The sequence below is a fragment of the Streptomyces antnestii genome (assembly GCF_004005495.1).
Lineage (GTDB): Bacteria > Actinomycetota > Actinomycetes > Streptomycetales > Streptomycetaceae > Streptomyces > Streptomyces antnestii.
Window position 1 is genome coordinate 19910 of sequence record NZ_RZYA01000026.1, and the last position, 14771, is coordinate 34680.

Genomic DNA, 14771 nt, shown 5'->3' on the forward strand with positions numbered 1-14771 from the left:
TCAGATTCCGCCCTGGGCAACGGCACTCGGCGTACGGCGAACCGAAAGATGCGCCACGATGCGGCGCAGCGTGTACCAAGGCCGGGCCGCCAGGGCGAGAGCGCACAGCGGGGTCGCCCTGACGTACCGGCCTTCCATCGCCAGCATGCCGGCGTCACGAAATCGCCGCGCCGCGGCGTCCTGCCGTCGCTGCGCTCTCGTGGGGCGATACGAGGACACGAAAGATTCCAGGTCGGGTGTGGGCCGGCCCTCGAGCCGGGCGGTGGCTCGCTGCTCGACGAAGCGCATGAACATCTTCACCCTGGCGTGCTGACGGGGGGCGGACAGGGAGCCGCTGTGAAGTCGGTAGGCACCGAGTGGTCGCATGACCGTGGCAACCGATCCGGCCAGGGCAAGTCGACTCATGAGGTCGATGTCCTCGACGACCGGAAGTGACTCGTCGTACTCTCCCGCGGCCCGGACGGCGTCGGCCCAGGCGATCAGGCAGGAGTTGATCGGGAACGGGGCCAGCTGACCCCGTTGCATGCGCTCTCGGGTGTCGGCGTTCCGGGCGTCCTGACCGATCTGGCTCAGTGGGCGGCGGCCGTCTTCGGACAGATAGTGGAAGACCGCGCCGACCGCGACGACGTCGCGGTCGCTCCGAAGGACGCTGATCTGCTCGGAGAGCTTGTCCGGATACCAGAGATCGTCAGCGTCGAGGAAGGCCACGATCTCACCCTTGGCGAGGGCGAGACCGCGATTGCGGGCGCCTGCTCCTCCCCGGTTCGGGCCTCGGTCGACCCGGACACGCTTGTCGGCGATGCTCTCCGCGATCGCCGCGCCGCCATCGGTGGACCCGTCGTCCACCACGATGACTTCGAGCTCCCGGTGCGTCTGGCTGAGGACGGACGCGATACAGGCTTCGATGTACTTCTCCGTGTTGTACAAGGGGATGATCACCGATACGAGCATGGTTGCCTCTCGGAGGTTGGGGCGGAAGACCGCCGGAGAACCGTCCCGCGGCCCGGACACCGGAGCCGGAGACCCCTCAGGTTCCGCTGTGGGCAACGGCACTCGGCGTACGGCGTGCCGGAAGACGCATCGCGATGCGGCGCAGGATGTACGACGGCCGGGCCGCCAGGGCGACAGCGCACAGGGCGGTCGCCCTGACGTACCGTCCTTCCATCACCAGCAGGCCGGCGTCACGAAATCGCCGCGCCGCGCCGTCCCGCCGCCGCTGCGCCTTCGTGAGCTGATACGAGGACACGAAAGATTCCAGGTCGGGTGCGGGCCGGCCCTCGAGCCGGGCCGTGGCCCGCTTCTCGACGAAGCGCGCGAGCATCATCATCTCGGCGGGCTGACGGGCCGACATGGCGCTGCTGTGAACTCGGTAGGCGCCGAGCGGCCGCATGACCGTGGCAACCGATCCGGTCAGGGCCAGCCGAGCCACGAGGTCGAGATCCGCGACCGGCGGAACCGACTCGTCGAACCCTCCCGCGTCCCGCACCGCGTCGGTGCGGGCGATCAGGGACGAGAGCGGGAACGGCATCAACTGCCCTCGCTTCAGGCGCTCGTGGGAGGCGGCGTCCCGGGCGCCCTCACCTGCCCGGCCGAACCGGCGGCCGTTCCCGGACAGATACTGGAAGACCGCGCCGACCGCGACGACACCGGCGTCGCTCTGAAGGACGCTGATCTGCTCGGAGAGCTTGTTCGGGTACCAGAGATCGTCGGCGTCGAGGAAGGCCACGATCTCGCCTTCGGCGAGGTCGAGTCCGCGATTGCGGGCGGCCGACACTCCCTGGTTCGGGCCTCGGTCGACCCGGACACGCTCGTCGGCGATGCCTTCGGCGATCGCCGCGCCGCCATCGGTGGACCCGTCGTCCACCACGATGACGTCGAGATTCCTGTGCGTCTGGCTGAGGACGGACGCGAGACAGGCTCCGATGTATTTCTCCGTGTTGTACAAGGGGATGATCACTGAAACGAGCATGGTTGCCTCTCGAAGGTCTGCGCGGACATCGACACTGCCGGTCACATCGGCCGTCTTCTCGAGGCGGGCAGAATGGCGCGGTAGAGCTCTTCGGCGGTTTCCGCCTTCGCCGCCCATGTGTGTTTCCGCGCCCATGCCAGCGCGGCTCGTTCCATACAGTGGCGTGTCTGCTGATCGTTCAGCACACCGGTGAGCGCGCACGCGAGGCGTTGCGGCAGGTCGGCGGGGTCGCCTAGCGGTACGGAGACCGACCCGCCCGGCGCCGAGAAGTCACTGATGCCGTGGTGGCCCAGATGAATGACGGGGAGGCCTCTGGCCCACGCTTCCAGGGTCTGCGTGCTGGAGGAGTCCCGCAGGCTGGTCATCAGAAACGCGTCGGCCTCGTCACAGGCCTCGAAAACCTGCTCCCGGGGCAACAGGCCGCGGAATTCGACGGATTCACCTACACCCAGGCGCAGCGCGAGCTGTTCGAGGGACGGTCGCAGAGGTCCGTCCCCGAGGATCACGAGGCGGGCGTCCGGAATCTCCGACCGCAGATGGGCGATCGCACGCACCGCCAGCTCGGGGGTCTTGCGCGGGTGCAGCCTGCCGACCCACAGAACGGTGGGCGGGCGACCGGAGCGAGCCGGCTGAGGCTCCGTCGGCTCCTGGATCAGTGACTCCTGGATACCGTCGGCCAGCATCAGACGCGTGGCCGTACGGCTCAGACGACGAACCCGTCGTTCCGTGTCCCGGTTGGTGGCCAGCACCGCCGCCGCCTCGCGGAGTGTCGTACGGCAGGACGGCCGGCGGCTGAGGCAGCGGACCCACAGCCAGGTCCGCAGCGCCTCCTGCCGGTAGGCGGCGCCCAGGTAACGCCGGTGACTGTGCGGTGCGATCTGGCCACCGCCGACGGGACCGAACACCAGGGGCGGTCCGAGGTGACGCAGGGCAGAGCCACCTTGCAGAGATCCGTACGAGACGTGGTGCACCAGGTCGGCCTTGTCGAGCCCGTGGCTGCGGGCGTACGCCAGAGCTCGCTGCTGCCATCCGTCGTAGCGCCGGACTTCCGCGGCCATGCCGCTCAGCGGGCCGGGCAGCAGACTGGTCCACCGGGGCGCTCGTGGTTCGGGGATGACGTGCAGTCTGATGCGTTCGCCCACAGCCCCCAGGTCCGCCACTCGTCGCTCGGCGTGCCGCACGCTGTCGAATTCGGGGTGCATCAGGACCTCTACGGTGTGCCCACGGCGCGCCAGTGATTCGGCCCAGCCCCACCCGATGGCCGGTTCGCTGCCGCGGGTGGGATCACAGGTGAACGCGACCAGGACGATGCGCAGTTCGCGTGACACGGAGGAGCCGTTCGCGGGCTCCGGCGTCATGGCGTCGAGGCCAAGAGGTGCCGCTTCATCGGCGATTGTCCTACGCATGAAGACCTGTCCGTCCGCTGTGGGAAGCCCGTTCTGCCGCCAGGCATATTGCTGCGGCGCGCGTCCGATTCAGCGCCGAAACCTTCGTCTCGCTGCGTTTTGGGGTTGATTTCCCCCCGATCGGCCTCGGGCTTCGGCCAGACGGATTGAACAGGCCCCGCGAAGGGGGGTCTTACGTGCCCCGTGTTGCCGAGGATCGCGAAGGCGTGGGCCTGCTGTGCCTATCCTGGGCGGCACATTGATGGCAAATGGTACGAAAAGGTACACCTCTAACCCTGTGAGGGACGCACGTTGGACCTTCGTGGATATCTCAAAGTACTGGCCAGACGCTGGCCTACCGTCCTGGTCTGCCTGTTGCTCGGTATTGGCGCGGGCGAGGCCGTGACCGCGTTGACCACGCCGGTCTACGAGGCCCGTACCCAGCTCTTCGTCGCCACCCGGACCGGAGTGGACACCAGTGATCTGACCCAGGGGCAGACCTTCTCGCAGGCGCGTGTCCAGTCGTACGCGTCGATCGTCGCCACCCGCCGGGTGACGCAGCCCGTCGTGAGCGAGCTGGGGCTGAAGTACACGCCGGAGGAGCTCGCGTCCCGCATCACCGCCGAGGCTCCCCTCAACACCGTGCTCATCAACATCACGGTGCGCGACACGATTCCGGCACGGGCGGCGGCCATCGCCGACGCCGTGGCGGAGCAATTCAGCACCGTCGTCGAGAAGCTGGAGACGCCGAAGCAGGCCCAGGCATCCCTCAGGGACTCCGAAGAAGCCAAGGCCCCCGCTTCGCCCGTCTCGCTCCGTATCACCCAGCAGGCGAGCATCCCCGAGAAGCCCGTTTCACCGAAGTGGCTGCTCGACCTCGCCGCCGGACTGCTCGGCGGGCTGCTGCTCGCCGCGGGAGTCGTCTCGCTGCGCGAGGCCCTGGACACCACCATCAAGACCAGCGACGGGCTCGGAGAGCTCACCTCGCTGCCGGTCCTCGGTTCCATCCCGTACGACAGGAGCTCGGTCCGGCAGAGGATCGCGGTGGACTCCACCAACACCTCCTCACGTGCCGAGGCCTTCCGCAAGCTGCGGGCCAACCTGCAGTTCGCGCAGGTGGACGACCGGCCGCGGGTGATCGTCGTGACCAGCCCGGTGCCCGGCGAGGGGAAGACCACCACGTCCGTCAACCTGGCACTTGCTCTTGCCGACGCGGGCATGCGGACCTGCCTGGTCGACGCCGACCTGCGCCGCCCGTCCGTGGCCGGGACCTTCGGCCTTGTCCAGGACGCCGGACTGACCACGGTGCTCATCGGCCAGGCCCGTGCCGAGGACGTCGTGCAGCAGGCCGGAAGCCGGCTCACGGTGCTCACCAGCGGTGCCGTGCCGCCCAACCCGACTGAGCTGCTCGCCTCCGAACGCCTGGGGGAGGTGCTGCGCGAACTCGCAGACACCTACGACGTGGTCATCGTGGACAGTGCCCCCATGCTGCCGGTCGCCGACACCATCGGCCTGGCCCAGCTCGCCGACGGCGTGCTGCTCGTCGTACGCGCCTCCAAGACCGGCCGCGACCAGATCCGCAATGCCGCCGAGCTGCTGAACCGGACGGGCGTACGCATGCTCGGCACCGTTTTCAGCATGGCCTCCTCCTTCAAGGGCAAGGCGTACGGCTACGGCTACGGTTACGGCTCGGCTGAAGTGCCCGTGCCCCGTCCGGCGATTGCGCACGAGGTGGCCGCGGAGGCCGCTGCGGCGCCCGGTTCCGGCGAGAAGTGAGCGGTCCTGTGCGCCGGACCACAGACGATGGGGAGATTGCCCCCGTGACCGCCTTCGAAGTTCTGTTCGTCTGCACCGGCAACCTGCACCGTTCACCGGTCGCGGAACGGCTGCTGGCCGCCGAACTGCCGGGACCGGACTTCACGGTGCGCAGCGCGGGCACGGGCGCCCGGCCGGGGCCTCTGGACCCCACGACGAGCGCGATCATCGACGAACTCGGTGGTGACGTACGAGGGTTCAGTGCCAGGGCCCTTGACGTCGCCCAGATCGAACGGGCTGATCTGGTGCTCGGCTTGGAGAGGTGCCATCGGGAGGCCGCGGTGCGGCTCTGCCCGCTGGCGCTGCGTCGCTGTTTCACTCTTCGGGAGTTCAACCGGCTCACGGACGGGACCAGGGCCGGCGCGCCGCTCGAGGCGGTCCGACTGGCAGCGTCCCGGCGTGGCCTGCTGGTTCCCCCACCGGACGAATCGGATGGCATCGACGACCCGGTCGGTGCCTCCCCCGGCGTGCACAGGGCGCGGGCCCTGGAGGTCCGTGACGCGGTCCTCACGTTGGCCGGGATCCTGAAACCCGCGACTGCACCGCTTCAGTCCTGATATCGAGCGAAGCCGGAGACACGGTGTGTGCACCGTGTCTCCGGCTTCGTCGTCTGCTCAGCCGCGCCTCTGCTCAGCCACCGCACGGACCCGCTGGTTTCACGGTGACCCGCAGCGGCGTCACCAGGGCCTGCCGCAGAATCGTCGGGGCGTGATCGGCCTCGGGTTCGTTCAGGCGCAGCACGAGCGTGCGGCTGGACTGCCGGGGGAGTTCCAGGTCGAGGGTGTAGACCGGGTGGCCGCGCTCGACGCCGGGGATCATGGCGACCCTGCGGCCGTCCAGCGTGGCCCCGGTCAGACGCGCCCCCTTGCCGGCGTAGTAGGACAGGAGGAGCCGGTTGTCGCCCGGATGGGTCCGGTAGGACGGGTAGTCGACCCGCTGGGTCACGTACTCGGGCAGGCCCGAGACGGGCGCCCGGTTGGTGAGGGTCATGGTCGTCGTGACCGAACGCCCGCGATCCGTGCAGGCGCCGGGCGCCCAGACGAGGCTGCGGTCGAGGTAGTAGTCCAGCTTGGTGCCGGCCGCGTTGTTCACGACCAGCCCCGCGAAGGGACCGGGACCGTCGGGGAGCACGCCCGAGAACGGCCGCGAAGCGAGCTGACGCTGCTCGTCCGCGTGCGCGCTCCACACCTGCAAGCGGCCCTCCCGCTGAACGTCGCGCACGGCACTCAGCAGCGCGGGGATCATTCGCGGGTCGTCGGCTGCCGTCATCAGCCGTCCGGCGGCGGCGCGGGCGGTGTCCACGAAGTACGCCTTGCGCTGGGCGATGTTGTCGAACTTCGCGTAGGCGTCCCGCTGGGTGATGTCGACGACGTTGTCCGCGGTGAGTGCGGTGCCGTCGGGCATCCGGGCAGGCCCGGTGGCGCGGAGCAGCAGGCCGAGCGCACCGGGGTCGATGGCGAACGCACCGTCCAGGCGTCCGCCGGTGTGATTCCGCCATGCCGCCGTCCAGATGCGGGCGGCGTTCGGGAAATGCGGGCTCAAATTGGAGTTGGCCCAGGCGCTCTCGGGCTGGTTGTTCCCGTACTGGGCGGTGAACTCGGCTCCGAGGTTCACGTGGGTGGTGGTGCTGTCCAACTCCGTGTTGTTGCCGAAGTGCTCGAACGAGAGATGGCCCCGGTCGGCTCGCAGCACGGCGAAAGCTCCGGGCAGGCCGCCCGTGCCGCGCGCCTCGGCCGTGTTCTGGAAGGCCAGGAAGTAGCGCCGTTGCCCGTGCGATCCGAGCATCGACGGCATCACACGCGCCGCGACGGCGGCGTCGCGGGTCTGCGGGACGAGACGATCGAGCTGGTCCGACAGCTGCGTACGGGCACGGTCCACGGCCGGCAGCCATGTTGAGCCGGGCAGACCGTGGGCGTCGTCCCGCACCTCGGCCGCGACACGTGCCGCACGGGCGAACGCGGGTGCCTCGCTCTCCAACCGCGTGAGGACGCGGGGGATGCCACCCGTCCGAGCACCTGCCTCGAGTCGGGGGACGGCTCCCGCCAGCGGTGACAGTACGGCCCCGGCCAGTCTGTCCGAGGCCTGTGCGATGCCGCGCACCGTCTCCAGAGGGCCGCCCAGGAAGGGCAGCTGGGCGGCGGTGTACCAGGCCGGTCCGGTGGTGAGGTCGTGAGCGCGCGCGGCGTGTCCGGCCGCGGAACGCGCCAGCCGCTCCTGGGCGGACTCCGCCGGGGCCCCTGCGGCGACGCCCTTGGAGGGGAGGTGCTCGGCCGATGTGGCGAACGAGTCCCGGAGCGCGGTGAGATCGTGCTGGGCGGCGAGGAGCTCGGAACGGGCGAGGACGCCGGTGACACCGATCCAGGCGGCCGCCGCCGCTGGAACAGCGGCGGCGGCCAGCAGCACGTTCCGGGCCAGAGGCCCGGAGACGCGCCGTCTTGCCCGCCGGGCGTCCCGGGCACGCCCGGGACGCCCGGTGAAGGGCACACGCACTTTGGGAACGGTCATGAGTTGTTGCGGCGGCGCACTACCAGCAGGGAGCCGGCGCCCAGTGCGACCAGGCCGGCCGCCACGCCGCCCAGGATGAGCTCCTGCTTGTTGTCGGCACCGGTGTGGGCGAGGTGTCCCGAGCCCTTTTCGTGGCCCTTGTCCTGGTCACTGCCGGAGCCGTTCTCGTGGCTGCTGCCCGAGTCGTCCCCGTGCTCGCCGCCGGAGCCGTTCTCGTGGCTGCTGCCCGAGTCGTCCCCGTGCTCGCCGCTGGAGCCGGAGCCGTTGTCGTAGCCGGAGCCGTTGTCGTAGCCGTTGTCGTGGCCCTTGTCGTGGCCCTTGTCGTGGTCGTTGTCGGAGGGGCAGTCGTCCCCGTAGCCGTTCTCGTCGCCGTAGCCGTTCCCGCTGCTGTCGCCGTACCCGTCCGACTCGTCCCCGTAGCCGTGCGGCTTCGGGGGGTACGGAGGCTTCGAATGCGACGGGCACGGGTGCGGGTTGTCCATGGCGAGCGCGGTTCCCGCACCGGCAAGCGGCGTCGCGAACAGCGCGGCGGCAGTGGCGGCCGAGGCCACGACAGCCCGCCATCTGGGCGATGTCGTCATCTTTTCCACTCTCCTCGAAATGAGTAGGCCTGACTGCACTACGGGTACCGTCAAAGGCCCTGATAGAGGAATAAATAGGACATCTGAGCCACGGATAATGCTCCGGCGTGCACAACTCACCGGATGGGGTGGCGCGAATGGAGGGAGGTGGCTCGAATGGACGGCCTGGCTGTTCAAAGCCGGCCGCCGGCCCGTTTCCACGAGGGTCGTTGAAACATCCCGACCGTCTCACCGCATCTAAAAGGTGTGGGCGATGAGGGGGAGGGCGCCTGATGAGGCGGTCCAAGGAGAGTGGTTTCCGGGAGTTCGCGCAGGCCCGGACAGGGCACCTGTTCCGTTCGGCGTGCCTGTTGACCAGTGGCGACACGCATTTCGCCGAAGACCTGGTGCAGGAGACGCTGGGCCGGATGTACGTGGCGTGGGGGCGGTCCTCAGGGCTCGAGAACCCGGCGGCGTACGCCCAGACCGTTCTCATACGTGCCTTTCTCGCGCACCAGCGGCGGCGCTCCGCGCACGAGCAGCCCAGCGACGAGCTTCCGGAGGGCACGGCCGGCGTCCCGGGTGACGCTTCGCTGCGGATCACCCTTCTCGACGCGCTGCGGCAGCTGCCGCCGAAGGACCGCGCCGTGATCGTCCTGCGGTACTGGGAGGACCGGTCCGTGGCGGAGACCGCGGACATTCTGAACGTCAGCCAGGCGGCGGTGCGTACGCGGAGCACGCGGGCGCTGGCCCGGCTGCGTGAGCAGCTCGGCAGCAGCGTGGCCGAGCTGGCCGCGTAGGGGAACGTGACTCGATCTTGTGTGAGGAGTGGTGGTTCGGCATGTCAGGAATTCAGGAAGACCGTGACCGGGATGCCTTCGCGGGCGGCCTCGGGGAAGCCCTGCGCATAACCGGTGACTCGTTCGACGCCCCTGGCGGATCGCTGGTCGAGGGCGGGGTGGCACGCGGCCGTCGCAGGCTGCGGCGCCGGCGGGCCGCGACGGTGACGGGGAGCGTCGCCGCGCTGGCCGTGGTCGGGTTCGGCGCGTCGTACGCCGCCGGGGCGTTCGGCGCCGGCGCGGTCCACGGCAGCCCGGTCGCCGCGCGGCCCGAGCCCGGCCGTACGGCCCAGGGGAAGACGGGCGCGTCGGCCTCGGGGAAGCAGTACCCCGCGAGCCACGTGATCAAGACCCTCGAAGGGCTGCTGCCCCAGGGCGAGCTCACTCATCGCACGGGACGCGGCACGGACGAAGACGGCGGGCCTTTCGCCTCGGTCGTCTTCGACGACGGCAAGGGAAAGGCGGCCATCAGTGTGAGCCTGGGCCGGGTCGACCCTGAAGACAGAATGGCCACGGACCAGCTCGCCTGCCCCGGCAAGGTCTACACCCCGTATGACGCGTGCTCCAGCAAGACTCTGGCCGACGGCACCCGACTGCTTCTCCTCCAGGGCTACGAGTACCCGGACAAGCGCGTGGACACGAAGTGGTGGCACGCGTACGCGGTCACGGCGGAGGGCTACACCATCGACGCCGGCGAGTGGAACGCGCCGGCCGAGAAGGACGCACCCGTCTCCCGGGACGAACCACCCCTCAGCGCCGGGCAGTTGAAGACCCTGGTGACCGCCGAGGAATGGCGTCCGATACTGCGGGCGCTGCCGGAACCGCAGCTCCAGCCCGTCCAGCAGCCGGCCCCGCAGGCCGCCACCGCGGACACCATCGTCAGGAACCTCACCTCGCTGCTTCCGAAGAGCACCAAGGTGACGACCAGTCACGGCGACGACGGCTTCGCCTATGTCGTGGTGAACGACGGCAAGGGGGCGAGCCTCGTCCAGATCAACGTGCAGCCGGACATGAAGGACGAGGAGGGCGACCTCTTCGGTTCGGACGCGCAGACCCGGCCGGACGGCATGAAGGTCGCCACGCATCAAGGGGCCGGCGACAAGGGGGTCCAGGGCGCCGCGATGTGGACCGTGGACACGATCAGCAAGGACGGGTTCCGTGTGGTCATATCGGCCTTCAACTCGGGCTCGCAGATCACGGCGCCCACGAGGAAGACGCCCGCGCTGACCATGGATCAGCTGAAGGCGATAGCCACGAGTGAGAAGTGGCGGGGGTAGCGGGGCCGTTGCGGCTGCGGTGGTCGTGGTCGTGACCTCGAGAGTGGCCGGTCGGCGACGTCACTTCGCGTCGGCGTAGCACTTCACCACCGCGGTGGTGAACGGGAAATGGACCGGGGTGTCGCCGAAGGTGAGGTGGCCCGCGAGCTCCGCGGCCTCGCGGATCGCCGCGGTCACCGCCTCCGCTTCCTCCTCCGGGCAGTGCACGATCACCTCGTCGTGCTGGAAGAAGACCAGCTCCGCCGCCATCCCCGCGCACGACTGGCGCAGGGCGGCGAGCATCAGGTCGGCCCAGTCGGCGGCGCTGCCCTGGACGACGAAGTTACGGGCGAAGCGGCCGCGGGCGCGGGAGTTGGACGAGGCGTATCCGGGGGTGAACTCATTGTCTCCCGGGGCCTGTTCGGGGGAGGGGTCGTCCTGGGGGATGCCCGCCTCGTCCTGGTCGCCGACACCGGCGGCCGGTGGGCAGGTGCGGCCGAGCCAGGTCCGTACGAGACGGCCCTCCTCGCCGGCGCGGGCCGCGTCGTCCACGTAGGCGACGGCCCGGGGGAAGCGGCGGCGCAGGGCGGCCAGGTTCTTCAGCCCGTCGCCGGACGTCTGGCCGTACACCGCGCCGAGCACGGCCAGCTTCGCCTTGTCGCGGTCGCCGGAGAAGGCGCGGTCGGAGACGGACTGGTAGAGGTCGGTCTCCCGCCCGGCGACCTCCATCAGGCCGGGGTCGCGGGAGATCGCGGCGAGGACGCGGGGCTCCATCTGGTCCGCGTCGGCGACGACGAGCCGCCAGCCCGGGTCGGCGACGACGGCGCGGCGGATGACCTTGGGGATCTGGAGGGCGCCACCGCCATTGGTGACCCAGCGACCGGTGACGGTGCCGCCGGGCAGGTACTCGGGGCGGAAGCGGCCGTCGCGGACCCAGTCCTGGAGCCATGACCAGCCGTGTGCGGTGTAGATCCGGTACAGCTTCTTGTACTCGATCAGGGGCCGCACCGCCGGATGGTCGATCGACTGGATCTCCCAGCGGCGCGTGGACGTGACCTTCACGCCGCTCTGGGCGAAGGCCTTCACCACGTCGGCCGGCAGGTCGGGGCGCACGCGGCGGCCGAACGCCTCGGACACCTCGTCGGCCAGCTCGGCGAGGCGACGCGGTTCGCCGCCGCCGGCGTAGCGCTCGCCGAGCAGTTCCTGCAGGACGGAGCGGTGTACGTCGGCGCTCCAGGGGAGGCCTGCCGCGTTCATCTCGGCGGCGACGAGCATGGCCGCGGACTCGGTGGCGGTCAGCAGCCGCATCCGGCCCGGGTGGGCGGTGGCGTCGTGCCGGCGCTGTTGATCGGCGTAGACCTCGACGAGGTCTTCGAGGGGGACATGGACGGGCTGGGGTTCGAAGAGGGAGGACTGGGAGCCGGGGGTCGCGGCGCGTTGCGGAGGGTCCGGGGGGACGGCTGTTCCACGGATGCGGGCGAGGGCGGCGGCAGCGGACCGGGGTTCGCCGAAGCGGCCGGCGTGGCCGAGCAGGAGGGTTTCGGCGTCCTCGACGTCGTAGCAGCGGGATACACGGACGCCTTGGGCGAGGAGGCGGGGGTAGACGGCGGACGTCGATCGCCAGATCCAGCGCGTGACGTCCGGACGGGAGCGGACCGCCTGCGCGAGGTCGGGCTCCTTGCGGACCGGTGCGGCGAGTGTGCCGTCGGCACCGAGCGGCGCGAGCTGGGCCCCGCCGTCCTCGGTGGCCGCCACGGCCCACTTCTCGGTCATGCGGGTGAGTCTTGCACCGGGCACTGACAGAGCCGGGGCCGAAGGGGCGGAAGGGGGTGGGTGAGGCCAGCTGTCGCCGCCCTAGCTGCCCGCGTCGTCCTCACCCGGCAAGCTGCTCACTCGACAAGCTGCTCACTCGACAAGAAGGACGAGCTTCCCCCGTACATGGCCTTCCTCGCTCAGGGTCTGGGCCTTGGCCGCGTCGCGGAGGGGGAACGTGCGGCTGATCGTCATGCGGAGGGCGCCGTCCGCGGCGAGGGAGGCCTGGTGCGCCAGGCTCTCAGCAGCCTTGGCGCGGTCGCCGCCGCCGGATGCGAAGGTGACGCCGTACTTGGCCGCCTCGGGGTCGGCGATGGTGACGACCCGGTCCGGGGTGCCGCCGCGCAGCTCGACCGAATCCGCCAAGGCGCCCCGGCCCGCCGCGTCGAACACCGCGTCGACGCCCTGCGGGGCCACCGCGCGGACGCGTTCGACGAGACCGTCCCCGTAGGCGACAGGGATGGCGCCGATGGAGCGCAGGTACGTGTGGTTGGCGGGCGAGGCCGTGCCGATCACCGTCGCGCCGAGCGCCACGGCCAGCTGTACGCCCATCGAGCCGACCGATCCCGCGGCGCCGTGGATCAGAAGGGTCTCGCCGGTGCGGACGCCGAGCAGATCGAGGACGCGTTGTGCCGTCTCGCCGGCGATGGGGAGGGCGGCGGCCTCGGCCGGTTCGAGTCCGACGGGCCGCGTGGCGACCGCTTCGGCCTGGGCGAGGGCGTAGGTGGCGTAGGCGCCGGTGGTGGTCCAGCCGAGGACTTCGTCGCCGACGGAGAGGCCGGTGACGCCCTCGCCGACCTCGTCGACGGTTCCGGCGAACTCGTTGCCGGGGATGGCGGGCAGGGCGGTCGGGAAGACCTGTTCCATCCACCCGTTCCTGATCTTGTACTCGATGGGGTTGACCCCGACCGCGGCGACCTTCACGCGGACCTGGCCGTGACCGGCGTGCGGCTCCTCGATGCCGTCCTTGAAGTGCAGTACCTCGGGTCCGCCGAACTTCTCGAAAACGATGGCTTCCATTCCGGTGCCTCTCACTGCGTCGTCGACCGGGTTCCTTGGGGCGATTGTTCCCGGGGCCGGACCGGCCCGCCTTTTCGGAGGGGGCCATCGGCGGGAGATGATCACGGTGGAGGGTGCCTGACCGGGAGGGTTGCGGAGCGACTTTTTATCCACAGGCTGTGGATGGGGGATCTGCGTTCTCGTCTCCAGAGACCCCTCAGACCCCTGAGACCATGGAGGTCGCATGGGTCGACGAGGTGAGGAGGCGGTCCCGGTATGACGGAACGCACGACGCGGGCCACCGTCGAGCAGGCATTCGCCGCCGCCCTGTACGGGGAGGGCGCGGAGGCAGGTCTCGACACGGGGGCGTCCCTGCTCGCCGCCGACCCGTCGGCCGACACCCAACTGGCGCTGCGCGGACAGGAGTTCGTGCGCCGGGCGTGGGAGCGCGGATGGCAGCCCGCCGACGTCGTGCGCCTCGTCGTACGCGACCTGGACGAGGCCCCGCACGCGCACATCGCGGCTCGCCTGATCCGTGCCGAGACCGCCCGCTACGCGCACCTGCCGCCCCGCTGGGACGCACAGCTCGCCGACCTGCCCGGCCTCCCCCAGGACGCGGCGCCCGGTAAGGGGTCGGGGTCGGGGTCAGGGCCACGCCTCGACCGTTTCTCGTACGCGACCGCTGTCCTGGAGCTGTACCGGCTGCTGCTGCGGCTCCCGCCGATCGAGGCCGTGGGGCCTGTTCCGGGTGAGTCCGTGGCGCGGCCCGTCGCGGGGGAGCCGCGCGAGCTCGCCCGGATCCGCGCGCTGCTCGCCAAGGCGGAGGCAACCGGTTACCCGCCGGAGGCCGAGGCGCTGTCGGCGAAGGCGCAGGAGCTGATGGCCAGGCACAGCGTGGACGCGGCGCTCCTCGCGGCCCGCACGCACGCGAAGGACGTGCCGGGCGCGTGCCGGATCGGTGTGGACGCCCCGTACGAGACGGCGAAGGCGGCTCTCCTGGACGCGGTGGCGTCGGCGAACCGCTGCCGCGCCGTGTGGAACAGCGGTTTCGGCTTCTCCACGGTCGTCGGGTTCGAGTCCGACCTGGAGGCGGTGGAACTGCTCCATACGTCGCTGCTGGTGCAGGGCACGGCGGCGATGACGCGCGCCGAGGCCGAACAGCGCGCCGGGGGGCGCAAGAGGACCAAGACGTTCCGGCAGGCGTTCCTCGCCGCGTACGCGCATCGCATCGGGGACCGGCTCGCGGCGGTCGCCGAGGAGGTGACCGGCCAGAGTCAGGAGGGCGGGCTGCTGCCGGTCCTGGCGGCGCGTGACGTCGCGGTGACGGACCGGACCGACGCCATGTTCCCGCAGGTCGTGACGACGCGGGTGCGGGGCGTCAGTGACGGTGCCGGCTGGGCGGAGGGCGTGGCGGCGGCCGACCGCGCCCGCGTCTCGGACCGGGCGGAGGTACGGGGCGGCACCAAGCGCGGGTGAGCCCGCGCCCACACGCACGCCCACACGGCACCGGAGAACCAGCAAGCGCCGGAGGACCAGCCAGCCCAGGCCGATCAGCCAGCCCAGGACGAACGAGCCCCCTAGCGCCCGCCCCCCCCCCCCCCGCGAAGCCCCGCTCCCCGCGAAGCCCCCGC

The 14771-nt window shown here is 70.7% G+C and carries 12 protein-coding genes; 5 read left to right on the forward strand and 7 right to left on the reverse strand.

Going from position 1 to position 14771, the window contains the following annotated elements:
• The 3 genes from EOT10_RS35665 to EOT10_RS35675 all read right to left on the reverse strand — a co-directional run bounded on the left by EOT10_RS35665 (position 1) and on the right by EOT10_RS35675 (position 3327).
• A complete protein-coding gene (locus EOT10_RS35665) occupies positions 1-939 on the reverse strand; it encodes a glycosyltransferase (RefSeq protein ID WP_189492514.1) in 939 nt (312 codons plus the stop codon).
• A gap of 88 nt (positions 940-1027) precedes the next feature.
• On the reverse strand, positions 1028-1957 hold the full coding sequence (locus tag EOT10_RS35670) for a glycosyltransferase (RefSeq protein ID WP_189492517.1): 930 nt from the start codon (positions 1955-1957) through the stop codon (positions 1028-1030).
• Positions 1958-2010: 53 nt separating this feature from the next.
• Positions 2011-3327, reverse strand: a complete 1317-nt coding sequence (locus EOT10_RS35675) for a glycosyltransferase family 4 protein (protein ID WP_189492522.1) — start codon at positions 3325-3327, stop codon at positions 2011-2013.
• A gap of 339 nt (positions 3328-3666) precedes the next feature.
• On the opposite strand from EOT10_RS35675, the gene EOT10_RS35680 reads away from it, so the two are divergent.
• Together EOT10_RS35680 and EOT10_RS42935 are read left to right on the forward strand one after the other, a co-directional pair.
• Entirely contained in the window at positions 3667-5130 is a 1464-nt protein-coding gene (locus EOT10_RS35680; RefSeq protein WP_127832539.1) for a tyrosine-protein kinase domain-containing protein, read from the forward strand.
• A 44-nt stretch (positions 5131-5174) separates the two neighbouring features.
• Positions 5175-5726, forward strand: a complete 552-nt coding sequence (locus EOT10_RS42935) for an arsenate reductase/protein-tyrosine-phosphatase family protein (protein WP_127832540.1) — start codon at positions 5175-5177, stop codon at positions 5724-5726.
• A 73-nt stretch (positions 5727-5799) separates the two neighbouring features.
• On the opposite strand, the gene EOT10_RS35690 is transcribed toward EOT10_RS42935, so the two are convergent.
• Both EOT10_RS35690 and EOT10_RS35695 read right to left on the reverse strand, forming a co-directional pair.
• A complete protein-coding gene (locus tag EOT10_RS35690; RefSeq protein WP_223281398.1) occupies positions 5800-7659 on the reverse strand; it encodes a DUF4012 domain-containing protein in 1860 nt (619 codons plus the stop codon).
• Between the two features lie 11 nt (positions 7660-7670).
• Positions 7671-8255, reverse strand: a complete 585-nt coding sequence (locus tag EOT10_RS35695; protein WP_127832542.1) for an LPXTG cell wall anchor domain-containing protein — start codon at positions 8253-8255, stop codon at positions 7671-7673.
• Between the two features lie 272 nt (positions 8256-8527).
• On the opposite strand from EOT10_RS35695, the gene EOT10_RS35700 reads away from it, so the two are divergent.
• Positions 8528-9034 (forward strand): SigE family RNA polymerase sigma factor, encoded by a 507-nt coding sequence (locus tag EOT10_RS35700; RefSeq protein ID WP_127832543.1) that lies wholly within the window; start codon positions 8528-8530, stop codon positions 9032-9034.
• Positions 9035-9075: 41 nt separating this feature from the next.
• Positions 9076-10350, forward strand: a complete 1275-nt coding sequence (locus EOT10_RS35705; RefSeq protein WP_127832544.1) for a hypothetical protein — start codon at positions 9076-9078, stop codon at positions 10348-10350.
• Between the two features lie 60 nt (positions 10351-10410).
• Here the strand turns inward: EOT10_RS35705 and EOT10_RS35710 are convergent, their stop codons facing one another.
• Together EOT10_RS35710 and EOT10_RS35715 are read right to left on the reverse strand one after the other, a co-directional pair.
• Entirely contained in the window at positions 10411-12102 is a 1692-nt protein-coding gene (locus tag EOT10_RS35710; protein WP_127832545.1) for a bifunctional 3'-5' exonuclease/DNA polymerase, read from the reverse strand.
• Between the two features lie 132 nt (positions 12103-12234).
• Positions 12235-13161: an NADP-dependent oxidoreductase gene (locus EOT10_RS35715; RefSeq protein WP_127832546.1), complete on the reverse strand. Its 927-nt coding sequence runs from the start codon at positions 13159-13161 to the stop codon at positions 12235-12237.
• 255 nt (positions 13162-13416) lie between these two features.
• Between EOT10_RS35715 and EOT10_RS35720 the strand changes: the two genes are divergently transcribed.
• On the forward strand, positions 13417-14616 hold the full coding sequence (locus tag EOT10_RS35720; RefSeq protein ID WP_127832547.1) for a DUF2786 domain-containing protein: 1200 nt from the start codon (positions 13417-13419) through the stop codon (positions 14614-14616).
• The last annotated feature ends 155 nt before the right edge of the window (positions 14617-14771 follow it).